Raw genomic sequence first — 15,024 nt, 5'->3', positions numbered from 1 at the left:
TGCCGCTTCTAGCTGGCAAAAGACTGCCACACAAAGTAGATAGCAATTGCCGCGATGACTCCGAGCAGAGCCCAGCGTCGCAGCCTGGTCTCAAACTTGGCTGCCTTGATATCCTTACGGTCAGCAAACTTCTCGGTAGGGTCCACAGGCGCCAAATTAGCTGGATTAGTAGTCTCTGGTTTATCTTCAGACACGGTCAGACCCTAGCGCCAACGGGTGGTCATCATCAGCCCCACCATAATTAGTCCAACACCGATACCAATGTTCCAGTTACCCGCAGCGGCTACCGGCAGAGTGCTCTGAGTAATGTAAAAAGTAACAATCCACAGCACCCCAAGAATCATAAGAGTAAACATGATCACGCGGTACCAAAGAGGCGTGGGGGAAGGGAACTCATCGTCACTGTACATCGACTCAGCAACTCGGCGGAGCTCAGCCTCACTTAAGTCCTCATCGCGAATCGACTTTGAATCAGCCACTATTCCTCCAGCTGGGGCATATTACCCCGAATATTTATGTAGACGTACAGACTCGATTTTAACGTCTAGAACTGAGAAAGTTCTACCATTGGACAGTAACCCGCCTAACGTCACTGAAAGTTCCCTCTATGGCCGCCAACCGCCCTACCGCCTCCAGGGTATCTCTGACCCCCCTGCAGTGGGCTGTGCAAATTTTCGGTGAACTGCTCATTACCCTGGGTTGCATCCTCATCCTCTTCGTTGCCTGGCAACTCTGGTGGACCAACATCGCCGCTAACAGTGCTCAAAAAGATGCAGTGCAGTCTCTAGCGCAAGAGTTTGATGCAACGCCAGAAGCTGATGCGGTACAAGAAACTCATCAAGCACAAGGGGCAGAAAATGCCCCTTCATCTGAAACTTACGACCCCCTCACACCCCCCATCACCCAGGCACCGGCTTACGGGAAAGTCTACGGAGTGGTCTATATACCCCGCCTAGGCGAAGGCTACGCTCGCCCTCTCGCTGAAGGAGTGGGCACCGATGTGCTCGACACGCTCGGCCTCGGCAGATACCCGGGCACCCAGCTCCCCGGCGAATACGGCAACCTAGCGCTCGCCGGCCACCGCCAAACGAACGGGGCTGTACTAGACCATATCGATGAGTTGCAGACCGGTGACGCTATCTATGTAAGGACGGCCCAGGGATACTACACCTACAGGGTTTATGAATCTACCATCGTGCTACCGCACCAGGTGGAGGTCATTGCCCCCAACCCCGATGCTCCTCACGCCCCGGCCTCCGAAGCTAATCGGCGACTTCTGACCCTCACCAGTTGCCACCCCCGCTATGGAGATACTGAGAGGTACATCGTGCACGCTGAATTTGTGGGTTGGCAGCCCAATCAGGCAGGTGCTCCCGAAGAGATTGCCAATATCTCCCTCTAAAAAATCGCTCGGTAAAGAACGTGCCACAACAGCCACTCACCCTTGGAGTTTTCTTATGTACGGATGGATCTTCCGCCACCTACCCGGCCCTCTGTGGCTCCGCATCATCACAGCCATCGCGCTTCTCCTGGTTGTCATTTACGCCCTGATGGAATACGCCTTCCCGCATTTTGAGCAGTACAGCCCCTTCAATACGGACGTCACCATCGACCAGGTGCACTAGATTCAGCATCTGAGGCCCTTCCTGAGCACAGGTGCAGTACAGCATGCGATAAAATCGGGTCAGAACGAAAGGGCCACACCCATGACCAAAATTCTTGTCATCGATAACTACGACAGCTTCGTTTTCACCCTGGTGGGCTACCTACAGCAACTAGGTGCTGAAACCACGGTCATCCGTAATGATGAACTCGATCTCAAGGAGACCATCGCACTCGCAAAGACCCATGACGGTGTACTTGTTTCCCCAGGGCCGGGCAACCCCGCTGAAGCCGGGGTCATCATCGATGTCATTCGCTGGGCTGAAAGCTCTCAGAAGCCCCTTTTGGGCGTCTGCCTGGGCCACCAGGCGATCGCAGAAGCTTTTGGTGGTGTAGTAGCCCACGCTCCCGAGCTGATGCACGGCAAAACCTCGCAGGTAACGCACGAGGGGGAATCTGTCTTCAAAGATTTGCACAGCCCCTTTACCGCCACCCGCTACCACTCCCTCGCGGTGGAACCAGCCACCCTCCCTGCAGAACTTTCAGTGACCGCTCAGACAGAGAACGGGATTATTATGGGTCTACGCCATAAAACCGCCCCCCTGCACGGGGTGCAATTTCACCCCGAATCTGTGCTCACCGAAGGCGGCTACCTCATGCTGGGCAACTGGCTAGAAGGGGTGGGGCTAGAAGGAGCGGCAGGCCGTGGAGCTCAGCTCTCGCCGCTCATTACCTCCTAACTATTACCTCAGCCTCTTCGACTAAGCGCACGCTTTACCAAAAAATAAGGCCCGCCCTCATGCACGAGGGCGGGCCTTTATATGATGTTGGCCAGTTGTCGGGGTCCTTATTGGTCACCGGCATCGGAGGACTCAGCAGAGGGCTGATCAGCCTCCTCTTGAGGCTTTTCAGACTGGCTACTGGGCGTCGGGGTAGCCGGTGTTGTAGGCTGCGTGCTAGCGGAGGGCGTTGACGTCACCGCGGAGGGTGCAACCGTGGGAGCCGGAGCGACTGCCACACGGATGGTTACCGTAGATCCCTGTTCAATGAGAGTTCCTGCAGCCGCACTTTGAGAGATGACGGTTCCAGCAGGTTGAGAAGCGGTAGTGACATTCTCAATATTGGTGCTCAGCAGGGTGTCAGGGCCGGTGAGGGTGGCAATTGCCTGATCACGAGTGAGACCGACAAGGCCGGGAACTACCACCTTGCCGTTCGACAGAATGATATCAACGGTTGACTCGGCAGGAGCCATCTCATCAGACGCCGGATTAACCCCCACCACCATGCCATTGGGCACCGTGGCGCTATTGACCGTGGTGGTACGTCCAGCCACAAAACCAGCCTCAGCCAGAGCCTCACGGACATACTGCTCGCTCTGCCCCTCAAGGTTGCTGGGCACGGTAAGCATGGACGGACCGGATGAAACGGTCACCGTGATTTCGGTACCCTCTTCAGCCTCTAGACCGGTCACAGGCGAAGTCTTGATGACCCTGCCCTTTTCAATCTCGTCCGAATGTTCCTCTTCAAACTTCAAAGTGTAATTCAGGTTGCGCAGGGTGGTTTCTGCCTCCGCCTGAGTCATCCCCTGTACCGCAGGAATCATGTGCTTCTCAACCTCGTTGAGCTTGGCATTGTAATAAAGCACTGAGCCGATACCGAAAGCTGCAAGCAGAAGAATTAGCAGGGTGGTCAGAGCCTTACCCCAGGCACTGCGGCGGCGCTTCTTGCGGGCGGTTTCGGGGTCTTGCCCATAACCGTACCCGTAGAGCTCCTCGTCGGTGTACTCTGCCTGTGCCGAGTCGAAGAAACTACCAAGACCGGCTTCTTCAGTTTCGCGATTGCGACCGGTAGCGGTAGCACCAGCAGCCACAGCGCCCAGGCCAGTAGCTGCGAATACTGTGGTTGCTTCGGTGGGGTCATCATCTACCCCACCTGCAGATATTCCTGAAGCGGCATTCTTGAGGTCGGCGCTGAACTGTGCGGCACTTTGATACCGGTCGGAAGTATTTTTGCTAAGACCCTTTAAAACCACGTGATCTAGAGCGGGTGTTAGATTATCAGCAAAGGCGCTCGGGGGCTGAGGAATTTCACTCAGGTGCTTACCCGCCAGTTCTACATTGGTGGGCGCATCAAATGGCGAACGGCCAGCTAGCATCTCATAGATAACGCAAGCAGCAGAATACACATCACTGCGGGCATCTACCGTCTCACCGCGTGCCTGCTCAGGGGAGATGTAGCGTGCGGTCCCCATCACAGTATTGGCCTTGGTGAGCGTCTCGCCTGCCTCCTCGGCAGCTCGCGCGATACCAAAGTCCATGACTTTCACCTGACCCGGATCACCGAGGGAAACATCCTCAGGCGTCTGGGGGAGCACCATGACATTAGCCGGCTTAATATCGCGGTGGATGATGCCTGCCCCGTGACTATATTCCAAAGCCTCTAGAATCTGGACGCCGTAGTTAATGGCATCAGACTGAGTGACAGCTCCCTGTGCCAAAAGCTCCCGTAGGGTTGTTCCCTGCACCAGTTCCATCACCATGAAGGGTACGGAGACAGTAGAGCTACCGGCCGTAGCCTCAAACGCCCCGGTATCGTACACACCCACAATGGAGTGATGGTTCAGAGCAGCCACAGCCTCAGCTTCTCGCTGGAAACGAGCGCGAAAAATCGCGTCCTGAGCGTGCTCAGCGCGCAAAACCTTCAGCGCAACCTTACGACCCAGCCGAGTATCAATTGCCTCATAGACAGTTGCCATCGCGCCCGAGCCAATGACAGAGCCAACTTCATAGCGCTCATCGATTGTTGTGGGAACCTGCTGGTCCATGTATTCACCCATCTTCGGTGGACTTAGTTACCGGTCTCTGCGCTGCTCGGTGTAGAGCTAGGCGTTGATTCGCTATCTGCTGTAGAGACGTCTTCTGTTGCTGGCTGCGATGACGCACTGGGCTCAGGGGTCGGTGCCCGAGCGACATAAATATTGACGCTACTGCCCACCTCAACTCGAGACCCGGACGTGGGGGAGGTGCGCAAGACGGTACCCGCAGTAGCACTCGTGGTTTCCTCAAAATGAAGCTGGACATTCACACCAAGGGCAGTGATCGCCGTGGCAGCCTCATCAGAAGTCATACCCTCCAGGTTACTCGGTAGTGTCACAGACTGTGGCCCCGCAGAGTACTGAATAGTGATAGTTTCCCCCACTTGCACGCTGCCGGTCGGTGAAACTGAGAGAACGGTATCAACAGGTTTATCGGAGGTAACGCCGGTGGTACGGGTAGAGAATCCCATAGTGGTGAGTTCGCTGACTACGGCATCAAGCGGCCTTCCCTCAAAGTAGGCGTTGTCGATATCAACCCGCTGCTTCTCGGTCTCCGTGCTTTCAGCTGTAGGTGTCGGCGAGGCATTGACCGTTGAAATTGTGCCAGATGCGGTGGGCGGAGTTTCTGTGGTGCCGGTGGAATTTGAAGCATTGAAAAGGACGAACCAAACAATTGCAGCCACCAGCAGTAGGGCGAGCACCAAAGATACCCAACCCCAGGGACTTTTTTTCTTTGGAGGTTCACTCCTATAGCTCTGAACGGGCTGGGACGCAGGAACACGCGCAGTTGTGGGCTCAGGCTCAAACTGCGCACCCGTGCCAAACCGTGCCGCAGTAGGGGAGACAGCCGTAGGGGCAGTAATGACCGCCGTGGCGTCCCCATCTGCACCCTGGGGGAGGAACTTGCTCAAAGAAGGGACAGCCTTAAGCGCTGCAGGCATATCGCGGCGGCGAATCGCATCGATAGCTGAAGCGAGAGCGGTTGCCGTTTCCGGGCGCTCGGCGGGATCCTTGGACAGCAGACACATAATGAGAGCAGCTGCTGGCGCGGGGACGTCCCTAGGCAGGGCAGGGGGCGGATCATTGACCTGCGCTAGCGCAATAGCAATCTGTGACTCACCGGTGAAGGGTCGTTTACCTGCCAAGCACTCGTAGCCGATAATACCCAAAGAGTACATGTCAGAAGACGCCGTTGCCTGCTGCCCTGTTGCCTGCTCCGGTGCAAGATACTGGGCAGTACCCATGACCTGACCGGTAGCGGTGAGAGGTACCTGGTCCGCCAAACGCGCGATACCGAAGTCGGTGACCTTAACGCGTTCGTCCGGAGTGACAATCAGGTTGCCGGGTTTGACGTCGCGGTGCACCAGCCCCTGAGCGTGGGCTGCAGCAAGCGCGCGGGCGCTCTGAGCCATGATGTTGAGGATGCGGTCGGCGGGAAGCTTCTTATCCCGCTCAATGATGGTAGAAAGAGGGTCTCCGGGTACCAGCTCCATCACCAGATAGGCTGAACCGTCTTCTTCGCCATAGTCAAAGACATTAGCCACTCCGGGGTGGTTAAGAAGAGCTGTATGGCGCGCCTCAGCGCGGAAACGTTCAAGGAAGCCGGGATCTCCCGTATATTCCTCTTTCAGAATTTTTACGGCGACGATGCGGCCTAGCACCTTATCGCGAGCCTTCCACACCTCACCCATACCGCCAATCGCGATACGTTCGGTCAGAGTGTAGCGACCGCCCAAAGTCATATCTACCGAAGGCCTCACTAGTTCAACACCGCCTCAAAAATTTGCTGGGCCGCACTCGTCGAAAGCTGCGATCCAGTTGTAGTATCTACATCTTCATACACTACCGCGATTGCCACCTGGGGGTCATCCGCGGGAGCAAAACCTGTAAACCAGGAGTTAACCGTGTCGGTACCTGTCTCAGCTGTTCCGGTTTTACCGCCGACAGAGACCCCGTCGACACTGGCCCCCGCAGCAATTCCGTGATCCACCGAATTAACCATCCAATCTCTCACCTGATGAGCTACCGCAGGGGAAGTGGAGCGGCGCAACTGCTCAGCTGAGAAATCGTAGAGCGAACTCAGGTTATGCGACTTGACCGAACGAATCAGGTTGGGTTTCATTTGCACCCCTTCATTGGCAATAGCTGCACTGGTCATCGCCACCTGCAGGGGGGTTGTTTTTACATCGTACTGACCGATAGAAGCGAGTGCTAACTGGCTATCTTCCATGTTAGTGGGGAAAACAGATTGAGAGACGGTAAGAGGAATTGAAAGATCTTGCCCGTACCCAAAATTCTGGGCGGTCTGCGCAATTTGCTCTTGCCCCACCTTCATCGCAATTTGCGCGAAGGGCGTGTTGCAGGATTGCGCGAAAGCCCATTCAATCGTTGCCTCACTACGAGCTGTGCAATTACCGCCCAGGTAGTTAGGCAAAGTGACATCGGTGTTGGGCAGGCTAAGGTTCTGGGGGTTGGGGATGACCGAATCAGCCGTGTACTCACCGGACTCAAGGGCGGCTACCGCGTCAATGATTTTGAAGGTGGACGCCGGTGCGTAGGTGTCGCCCGCAATGGCACGGTTGTAGAGGGGCCGGTCGGGGTCTTCATTCAGTGCTGCGTACTCTGCAATAACCGGCTCTGCATTGTGTGAGGCCAGCACATTAGGGTCGTAGGAAGGACTCGATACCATAGCCAAAACCTCACCGGTCTTGGGGTTCAGAGCAACGATAGAGCCCTTATGCCCCTGTAAGAGGTTATAAGACAGCTGCTGAAGCTCCCCATCAATCGTGAGCTCAACACTCGCGCCGGCAGCGGTATTACCAGTGAACATTTGAGCTATACGGTCATAGAATTGAGCATCAGAGTTACCCGAGAGCTGCTCGTCCATGGCAGACTCCAGACCGGTAGCCCCGTAGATCGATGAGAAATACCCCGTTAAGCCCGCGTAAATATCAGCCTGTGGATAGGTGCGCTGGAAAGCATACCCATCATTTGACTCCACAGAGACGGCAACTTCAACACCGTCCACCACAATTGAGCCGCGCTGAGAACCGTAGCTCTCATAAAGAGTGCGGGAGTTCCATGCATTAGCTTGCAGATCCTTTGAGTCAAAGAACTGAACATAGGTAAGCGTTCCTAGCAGTAAAACAAAGATGCAAGCCGACGCGATCCAAGCTCTACGGATTGCTGTATTCATCCTCTACCTCCCTGTGGTGTGGTGGAGTCGGTGATACGAGAGATAACTGAGGTTGCTCCGTCTGCTTCGCTGCCGCTGTAGTCAACGCTGTCAGCGCTATCGAAGGCTTCTACCACGTGGGGTGCACGCGCTGCGTGGGAGATAGCGAGCAGGATGGCTACGATAATCCAGTTAGAGAGCAAGGACGAGCCACCCGCTGACATGAAGGGGGTGGTGAGACCGGTGAGGGGAATCAGGCGGGTTACACCTCCAATGACCACAAAAAGCTGGATGACCATCAACGCCGAGAAACCCGCAGCAAGGAGCTTACCGAAGGCATCGCGGGTGCCAAGAGCTGCGCGGAACCCTCGCGATATCAGGAGCAGAAAAAGCATGAGAATTGCACCCAGGCCCATGAGACCTAGTTCTTCACCCAGGGCAGTAATAATCATGTCTGAGTTGGAATATGAGACCAGGTCCGGGCGTCCGTTGCCCCAGCCGCGCCCAAAGAGACCTCCCGAAGCTAGCCCGAAGAGGCCCTGCACAATCTGCCCCGAACCACCCAGGGGCTGGTTATAGATTTCCGGCTCAAAGGCATGCGTCCAAGCGTTGATGCGGTAGTGCACATGGGAGATGTAGTTGTAGGCCAGGAGGCCTCCCGCCACCACGAAGAGTAAGCCCAGAGCGACCCAGGTCAGACGGCCGGTCGCCAGGTAGAGCATCACTAGGAAGATACCAAAGAAGAGAATGGCGGAGCCCAAATCGCGCTGGAAAACCAGTACCGCTAGGCTGATGAGCCAGGCGACCACCATGGGTGCCATATCCCTGAAGCGGGGTAAGCGTACCGGGCCAATTTTTTTACCCGCCAGAAGAATAAGATCTCGATGCGTTGATAGATAGCCAGCAAAGAATATAGCCAAAGTTATTTTGGCTAGTTCGCCGGGCTGGAAAGTTCTGCCACCCACAGAAATCCAAATTCTTGCACCATTAATCTCAAGACCCAGGAAGGGCATGAGAGGCAAGATTAGCAAGAGTACTGACGCTAGAAGGGAGATGTAGGTGACCTTCAAAAGGATTTTATGATCCCGCAAAAAGAAGAGCACAACGGCTGAGACCACCATCGCCAGGCCCGTCCACATCAGCTGCATGGCACCCGCATTGGCCGGGGTAGTGAGGTCAATACGGTAAATCATTGCCAGCCCCAGACCGTTAAGAGCCACAGCAAGAGGCAGAATAAAAGGATCGGCGTAACGAGCACGCAGGTACATCACCGCATGCAAGATAAGCGCACCCACCCCCTGCACCAGCAGAGCCTGCAACCACATGCGGTTCTCAACTGCACGATCAGGGTCAATGAGGTACATAGAAATGGGGCACAGAGCTATTGCGCACAGCGTTAGAAGCAGCTCGGTAAGCCGGCGAGAGCGCGGTGTATCCACGCGTGAAACTGTCGATGCTTTATTCACCGCTACCTCCTTCAGTGGCGCTGGGCTGAGGCGTTGGGGTTGCGGTTGTCACGGTGCCGGGGGTAACCCGAGCAGGTAATTGTTCCCGCAAATTCTCCACCACTTGTTGCGCCTCTTCTTGGCTACTGACCGTGATGGTGCCGTTAAGGAGGGACTGAGAAAACTCCGGTAGGTCGCTGACCTTCACGTCAGTTTCTTCAACCACACTGTGCAAAGTAAAGGGCCCTAAGTTCTGATTAATCCCGTTAAAGATAGCTACCTGCTCACCTTGAACACCCACGTAGTACTGGTCCTTGGTCCAAGAGAAGAAGATAGAGGCCGAAGCGGCTACAACAGCCAGGGTTAATGCCGCCACAAAAAGGCGCATAGGCCAGCGGTGGGGCGCCGGGTGCTCCTCCTTGAGAGCGGCCCTAAACTCTTCTGGCAGTTCGGCCGGCTCAAGCCCGGCATCCCCCTGATGAGAGAGGGTAGCGAGATTTTCTGCGGTGCGCGCTGTTACCGCCGGGATCATGCCCGTCCGAGTAGCATTAGCAGCAGCACCCACCAACTCATGGGGGCGCTCGGCAAGCTCCCTGCGCAAGACGGACGCCGGGGTAGGCTCGGACTCCTGGCTATCGGGGTGTTCCATGATCGCGTCCTCGGGCTTATCAACGCCAGCCCGAACGGTCATGGCATTAAAAACGCCATCCGAGAAGGACTCACCACGCCACTTGCCGTGCCGTAGAGCGTTGCGTGCCTTTGCGTGCTGGGGGAGGCGGCGGCGCCAGGGGGTGTGGTGAAGGTCATCTGAACCCTCATCCTCAGAAGATGCTTCCCAACCGGCGTTCACGGTTTCATCAGTGCTCTCGGTAGGGCTGCTTTCTGCCTCTTGCTCGACCGTGGGGTGCACACCCACTAGCTGGCCGTCCATGCCGTACTTACGCACGGGAATAATGGGCTGAGGCGCGGTCACCGCTGTAGAAAGAGATGCCTCTTCAATAACCGAAAGAGCGATGACCGTGACGTTATCGGGTGCCCCCCGCTCCAGCGTCATATTGACCAGGAGGTCGGTCATCTGCCCCAGGTCATCGGTGGAGCGCATCATTGTCTCAATTTCTTCTACCGAGACCACTGCGTCCAGACCATCGGAGCTAAGAATCCACTTTTCGCCCACTTGGGCATCTAAGGTGCGCAACTCAAGCTCGGGGGAGGCATCTACGTCGCCCAGAACCCGCATAATGACGTTCTTATGCGGGTGCTGAGCTGCATCTTCGGGCGAGATACGCCCCTCCTGAAGGAGGCGCTGTACAAAAGTGTGATCGGTGGTGACCTGCTCAAAGATCCCGCCCCGCAAACGGTAGGCACGAGAGTCACCAATGTGCGCCATCTCGATATGGTCCCCATCAATGAGAAGGGCGGTGCAGGTGGTCCCCATGCCTGCTAGGCGCGGGTTGAGATCAACCAGCTCATTCATGATGATGTTGGCGTTCACAATTTCATCGGCCAGGTAAACTCCAGCGTTACCGTTGAAACCTGCGTGGTCAAGGGGAGCTAGGTCAAGCACGGTGGTGGCCGAGGCGACGTCGCCGCCTACGTGCCCGCCCATGCCATCGGCAACTACCGCAAGGTAGTGGCCTGCGTAGCCTGAATCGTCATTTTTAGAGCGCACCCTACCCACATCGGAGCGGGCGGCAAAGCGGAAAGCGATCCCCATACTTAGGCTTTCAACTGCATGGTAGTGCGGCCTACACGGAAATTCTGCCCTACTTCAATGGGGGTGGCACGCGTCAGGCGCTGTTCACCCACGAAAGTGCCATTGGTAGACCCCAGATCCTCAAGGAACCAGCGGGAGCCCTGCGGGAAAAGGCGGGCATGGTGGCCTGAGGCGTAGTCATCTTCCAAAGACACCTCAATATCTGAAGAGCGACCCATGGTGACGGGCTGATCATCAAGGCGCATGATAACCCCTGCCTGGGACCCATCAATGATAGCGAGCTGAGTAGCGCGAGGCCGGGGCGCTGGGGTGACGCTCGGGGGCGTTGGGGAGTCAGGTGTCGCGGTGTCTGCTGAAGCTTTGGCGGTGCGCACGTTGCGGCCTACGCCTAAATCACGACGCGAAGCAGCTAGAACCATGAACACAAAGAGCCACAGCAAAATCAAGAATGCAAAACGCAGAACTGTCACGGTAATTTCTGACGCCATGAGCTACCCCCTGCGAATCATGAGACGAAAAACGATGCGGGCCCGGCCCATCTCAATCACCGATCCGTTGGTGATTTCGGCGCGACCCATTAGGCGCTGTCCGTTGATGTAGGAGCCGTTGGTGGAGCCCAAATCGACAGCCAGGTAGGCGCCGTCCTGCTCCACAATTTCTAGGTGCCGGCGCGATACCCCGGTGTCTTCAACGGTGATATCCGCACTGGAACCTCTGCCTAGAGTAACCGGCAGGGCGCGAACCGCTATGCGTTCACCATTAACCTCCAGGACTACCTGCGGCTTGGGAGCTACAGACCCCGGGCGCTGCCGGGGAAGGTCAGCCGCGGGCACCGGCTGAGTGCGAGCCTGCTGGGCAGGACGCGTAATACGGTTCGGTAAAGAAGGAGGGGTAGAGGCCGGGTATGAACCTAAGCCAGCGCTGTGATGCTTGGTGGTTTTACTGGGTGGGGCTGCGTCGGGAGCGGGTGTAGCTACCTGCTGCTGCACTCCAGTAACAATGAAGTCATCGGACTCCAGCTCATCACCCACGGCAAAAGTAACGCGTACCGCGCCGCGCAGGGAATAACCCTGAGTGCGGGCGTGCCGAATCGCTACGTCGCAGAGCTCCTCAGCGAGAGGGACCCCCCACTGCTGGGCGCGGGAAAAATCCTGGCTGGAGAACTCAACGGTAAAAACGTTAGGTGCGATGGTCCGGCCGGACGCGATCGCATAGGCCTTCTTGTCCATTTCGGTGCGCAGGCGGTTAGCGATATCAACGGGTTCGAAAGCTCCACCTTTGCTGAAGGTGCCGCGGACAGCCTTTTCTAGGCCCTGTTCGATTCTGTCAATGAATCCCATGCTTGCCTCCTTCAACAAACGTATGTGGTGAGCTCCGCCGGGCGGGCGGTTGCGGACTGTGAACCATAGTGGGGCACAGTCTAAAACACCAGTCTAGTAGATAACCGTAAAAACACCCTTGGAAACCCTGGGCGCTACCCGTCAGTAAGGCTCACTCAGCTAGATTCTGGCACTGCAGGGCAGTGATTGGTGTGACCTATTGCATGTAGACTGGATAGTTTTTGGTTGGACACCCTCACCGGGCCTTGTGTATAGTTATCTTCGTTGCTCATTCGGCAACTCAAAAATGAATAATGCGCAAGTGGCGGAATTGGCAGACGCGCTGGCTTCAGGTGCCAGTGATCGCAAGATCGTGGGGGTTCAAGTCCCCCCTTGCGCACAGAGAAGAAAAACCCGTTTCCTTTTGAAGGAAGCGGGTTTTTCATACCTATGTGCTGATTTATGTACCAATATCCTAATTTCCCGTCCGAGCGTTCTCTATATCCTCCAGACGCAACCGCGGCAGTTCTAAACCTTCCTCAGTACGCCATGGCCGCGCATCCGGTGCAGTTGTATACTCGATGCGGCGAGCGCTGGTGTAGAGAGGCGTAGCTACAGTGGCTTACCCCCAAGGGACTGAGGTGCGGCAGGGTGCAAGCTCAAAGGCGCGGTTATGCCTGGATAGCCCCACAACTATGTGTGTAGTAATCAAAACCTGTAAAGCGCCGGTTTGGGACTTTTTACCCGACCGGGTAAGAAGTCGTAGGGTTGCATAATATAGGCATTACTTGCACCATGCTGCAGGGTGCTCACTGGACGCGTACCCTCTCAGGCTACTTCTGGATGCAAAGCCGACAGTTCGTAAGTTTTGGGTTTTTCCGCGATGCCACAAAAAAATGTCGGGTGTATCTCATGGGCTGAGGATCCTTAGATTTCTCATGCTCGAAAATATCGAATCTCAGAATAGGTGGGCTCCTGACTATAGAGGGCATCATCTATAGCGGCAGCGGGCGGGCTCCCTCCTAATTGTGGAGGTAGCCGGATCACCCTAGCTTTGTAAGCAAGTGCACCCCTAGCCAATTCCCCGCACGTGGAAAAACTGTCAAAACAACACACCCGCGCTCGTCACATCTCCCACCCCTAACAGTTCACAGCCCACCGCGAGCGCATAGGCAGAAAGAGAGAGCCGGTAGCTAAGGGGCAGGTGTTGCTGGGGTATTACTTGCTCGTGGTGAGCTTTTCTAGGCGCTGCACTAGCTCGCGTGATGCTTTGTTGCGTTGCAAAAATTCCGGGCTGCAGTAGTTGATGTAACGCTGGAGTAAGGCTATTTCTTCTTCTGTGTGTTTGAGCTTTCGTAGGATTATTGCAGCTTGCCGGGTGTAAGCCGGTGGCGGGTTTACAAAACCGCCGTTAGCCCCCAGGTAGGTTTTATCTTCTTCGGCCGCGTGCACTGCTGCCAGTGCCATATCTAAGGCAGCTTCTAAGTTTCCATCTCTTTTGAGCTGATTAATAGGTTCTACTAGCTCCAGATAATGCAGTCCGCTGTCGGTATACCCCGCGCCGGGCGTAGCGCGTTGCTCGGTCGTGCGCGGTGCTTGTGTTTCTGGGTGCAGCATGGCGCGGTTTTGGCGATCTAGGCGCTGTTGTTGCGCGCTCATGGGTGGGCGTTGCTGGGTGGTGTATTCCCATTCCCCGGCGCTCGCTGAGTTACGCACCCAGCATTCAACGCGTAGACCTTTAGCGGTGTGGGCGGTGAACATTTGCACTTCTACCGGTTGCGCGCCGGTATCGGGTAGAGGTAGCGAGTGGGCGAGGTATGCCGGGAGGTACCCGATGATTTCACCCATGACGGTTACTGCTACGGCGTGCGGGTCTACTGGGTTAGCGGTGTCTTTGATGATCTGGCCGGTGGTTTCAAGGTAGCCGTTATCTTTGAGATCGTAGAGGGTGGCGATATGGTGCGCGCCGTCTTTGGTGTAGGTGGTAGTACCGGTGACTTTGGTGGGTGGTATACGCGGGGTGGTGGTGGGAGTCGGTGCCTGTGGTGCGGGTGTTGCCGATGGCTGGGAGGTGCCAAAGACTTTAGATAGAAAGCCCATGGGGTTAATCATGCGCTACCCCTAGGCGGTGTGATCGGTTGCGGTGTGCTGATTGTGGAATATGAAGAATTGTAACGCCCGTCGTAAAGTCTAGTGACTGTCTCTTCTTTTTGATGCGCTAGCGAGCGCGGTTTTAGGGTGGCTCATGCGGGTCGTGGTTCTTGTAGTGTCAGTGGGTTGTGGTGGGTGCGCTACAGTGGCGTGATATTCATTTGCCCGCGGGGGCGTATTGCCGTCATGCGCTCAGTTGATGAAGAGAAAGGCGCTAACGGTTCTGTGGGACTACCAAAGAACGGTAAAACTAGGGTGGTTGATATTCTGTCCGGTGATATTCAAGCGCTCAAAGAATACAAGGCGGCGCGGGGTGCCGTATCGTTTGAGTTCATCAAGCCTAAAGCTCTTGTCTTTGGTGTGGGAGCTGATAATCATATGCGGTGGGGTGATACTGTGAGCCAGCGTTTTGAGCAGGTAACGCGGCGCGGTCAGGCGGCAGCGGGAGATAAGTACCCTCAACTCTCAGGGCTACCCGTCATTCCCTTTCACAATCTCAGGCACACCCATGCCACTCACTTACTGCAAGTAGGTCTACCGGCGAAAGTGGTGCAGGAGCGTTTAGGGCATAAGACAATCAGCATCACCTTTGATGTTTACTCTCATGTTCTGCCGTCAATGCAGCAAGACACGGTGAGCCGTTTGGGCGCTATGCATGCCTAACTTATGTACTATGTGTACTAATTTATGTACTGCCGATAAAGAACAAAGACGTATTTAGGTGTATTTTCTCAGGTGGTAGAACGTGAAAAACCCTGCAAATACGCAGTATAAAGTACGCGAATGTATCAGCGAGTACCTTG

Annotated in this window: 14 protein-coding genes and 1 tRNA gene; 5 read left to right on the top strand and 10 right to left on the bottom strand. The window is 55.8% G+C overall.

Annotated elements, in window-relative coordinates:
* Positions 1-8: 8 nt before the first annotated feature.
* Both M3668_RS04860 and M3668_RS04855 read right to left on the bottom strand, forming a co-directional pair.
* Positions 9-194: a hypothetical protein gene (locus tag M3668_RS04860; protein WP_251379652.1), complete on the bottom strand. Its 186-nt coding sequence runs from the start codon at positions 192-194 to the stop codon at positions 9-11.
* Between the two features lie 9 nt (positions 195-203).
* A complete protein-coding gene (locus tag M3668_RS04855) occupies positions 204-479 on the bottom strand; it encodes a cell division protein CrgA (protein ID WP_251379651.1) in 276 nt (91 codons plus the stop codon).
* 128 nt (positions 480-607) lie between these two features.
* On the opposite strand from M3668_RS04855, the gene M3668_RS04850 reads away from it, so the two are divergent.
* From M3668_RS04850 to M3668_RS04840, 3 genes are all read left to right on the top strand, one after another.
* Entirely contained in the window at positions 608-1,402 is a 795-nt protein-coding gene (locus M3668_RS04850) for a class E sortase (RefSeq protein ID WP_251379650.1), read from the top strand.
* A gap of 55 nt (positions 1,403-1,457) precedes the next feature.
* Positions 1,458-1,625, top strand: a complete 168-nt coding sequence (locus M3668_RS04845) for a hypothetical protein (RefSeq protein WP_251379649.1) — start codon at positions 1,458-1,460, stop codon at positions 1,623-1,625.
* A gap of 81 nt (positions 1,626-1,706) precedes the next feature.
* Positions 1,707-2,342 carry an aminodeoxychorismate/anthranilate synthase component II gene (locus tag M3668_RS04840; RefSeq protein WP_251379648.1) on the top strand — a complete coding sequence of 212 codons (636 nt, stop codon included), beginning with the start codon at positions 1,707-1,709 and terminating at the stop codon, positions 2,340-2,342.
* Between the two features lie 107 nt (positions 2,343-2,449).
* Here M3668_RS04840 and pknB read toward each other — a convergent pair whose 3' ends face one another.
* The 7 genes from pknB to M3668_RS04805 are packed head-to-tail and all read right to left on the bottom strand — an operon-like array spanning position 2,450 to position 12,091.
* Positions 2,450-4,426, bottom strand: a complete 1,977-nt coding sequence (pknB, locus tag M3668_RS04835) for a Stk1 family PASTA domain-containing Ser/Thr kinase (protein ID WP_251379647.1) — start codon at positions 4,424-4,426, stop codon at positions 2,450-2,452.
* 23 nt (positions 4,427-4,449) lie between these two features.
* Entirely contained in the window at positions 4,450-6,177 is a 1,728-nt protein-coding gene (locus M3668_RS04830) for a protein kinase domain-containing protein (protein WP_251379646.1), read from the bottom strand.
* Positions 6,177-7,613 (bottom strand): peptidoglycan D,D-transpeptidase FtsI family protein, encoded by a 1,437-nt coding sequence (locus M3668_RS04825; protein WP_251379645.1) that lies wholly within the window; start codon positions 7,611-7,613, stop codon positions 6,177-6,179. Before M3668_RS04825 ends, M3668_RS04830 begins: the two co-directional genes overlap by 1 nt.
* Positions 7,610-9,058 (bottom strand): FtsW/RodA/SpoVE family cell cycle protein, encoded by a 1,449-nt coding sequence (locus M3668_RS04820; protein WP_251379644.1) that lies wholly within the window; start codon positions 9,056-9,058, stop codon positions 7,610-7,612. The genes M3668_RS04825 and M3668_RS04820 overlap by 4 nt, the downstream gene beginning before the upstream one ends.
* Positions 9,051-10,751, bottom strand: coding sequence for a PP2C family protein-serine/threonine phosphatase (locus tag M3668_RS04815; protein WP_251379643.1), 1,701 nt, complete (start codon positions 10,749-10,751; stop codon positions 9,051-9,053). The genes M3668_RS04820 and M3668_RS04815 overlap by 8 nt, the downstream gene beginning before the upstream one ends.
* Before the next feature lie 2 nt (positions 10,752-10,753).
* A complete protein-coding gene (locus tag M3668_RS04810) occupies positions 10,754-11,239 on the bottom strand; it encodes an FHA domain-containing protein FhaB/FipA (protein ID WP_251379642.1) in 486 nt (161 codons plus the stop codon).
* A 3-nt stretch (positions 11,240-11,242) separates the two neighbouring features.
* Positions 11,243-12,091: an FHA domain-containing protein gene (locus tag M3668_RS04805; protein WP_251379641.1), complete on the bottom strand. Its 849-nt coding sequence runs from the start codon at positions 12,089-12,091 to the stop codon at positions 11,243-11,245.
* 295 nt (positions 12,092-12,386) lie between these two features.
* On the opposite strand from M3668_RS04805, the gene M3668_RS04800 reads away from it, so the two are divergent.
* Positions 12,387-12,470: transfer RNA gene (locus tag M3668_RS04800), tRNA-Leu, on the top strand.
* Positions 12,471-13,288: 818 nt separating this feature from the next.
* On the opposite strand, the gene M3668_RS04795 is transcribed toward M3668_RS04800, so the two are convergent.
* Positions 13,289-14,182: a hypothetical protein gene (locus tag M3668_RS04795; RefSeq protein WP_251379640.1), complete on the bottom strand. Its 894-nt coding sequence runs from the start codon at positions 14,180-14,182 to the stop codon at positions 13,289-13,291.
* A gap of 225 nt (positions 14,183-14,407) precedes the next feature.
* Between M3668_RS04795 and M3668_RS04790 the strand changes: the two genes are divergently transcribed.
* Positions 14,408-14,884, top strand: coding sequence for a site-specific integrase (locus M3668_RS04790; RefSeq protein WP_251379639.1), 477 nt, complete (start codon positions 14,408-14,410; stop codon positions 14,882-14,884).
* The last annotated feature ends 140 nt before the right edge of the window (positions 14,885-15,024 follow it).

Origin of the sequence: Rothia sp. P100, from assembly GCF_023712425.1 — a bacterium.
GTDB classification, from domain to species: domain Bacteria; phylum Actinomycetota; class Actinomycetes; order Actinomycetales; family Micrococcaceae; genus Rothia; species Rothia endophytica.
This window is presented reverse-complemented; position numbering and strand designations above follow the sequence as displayed.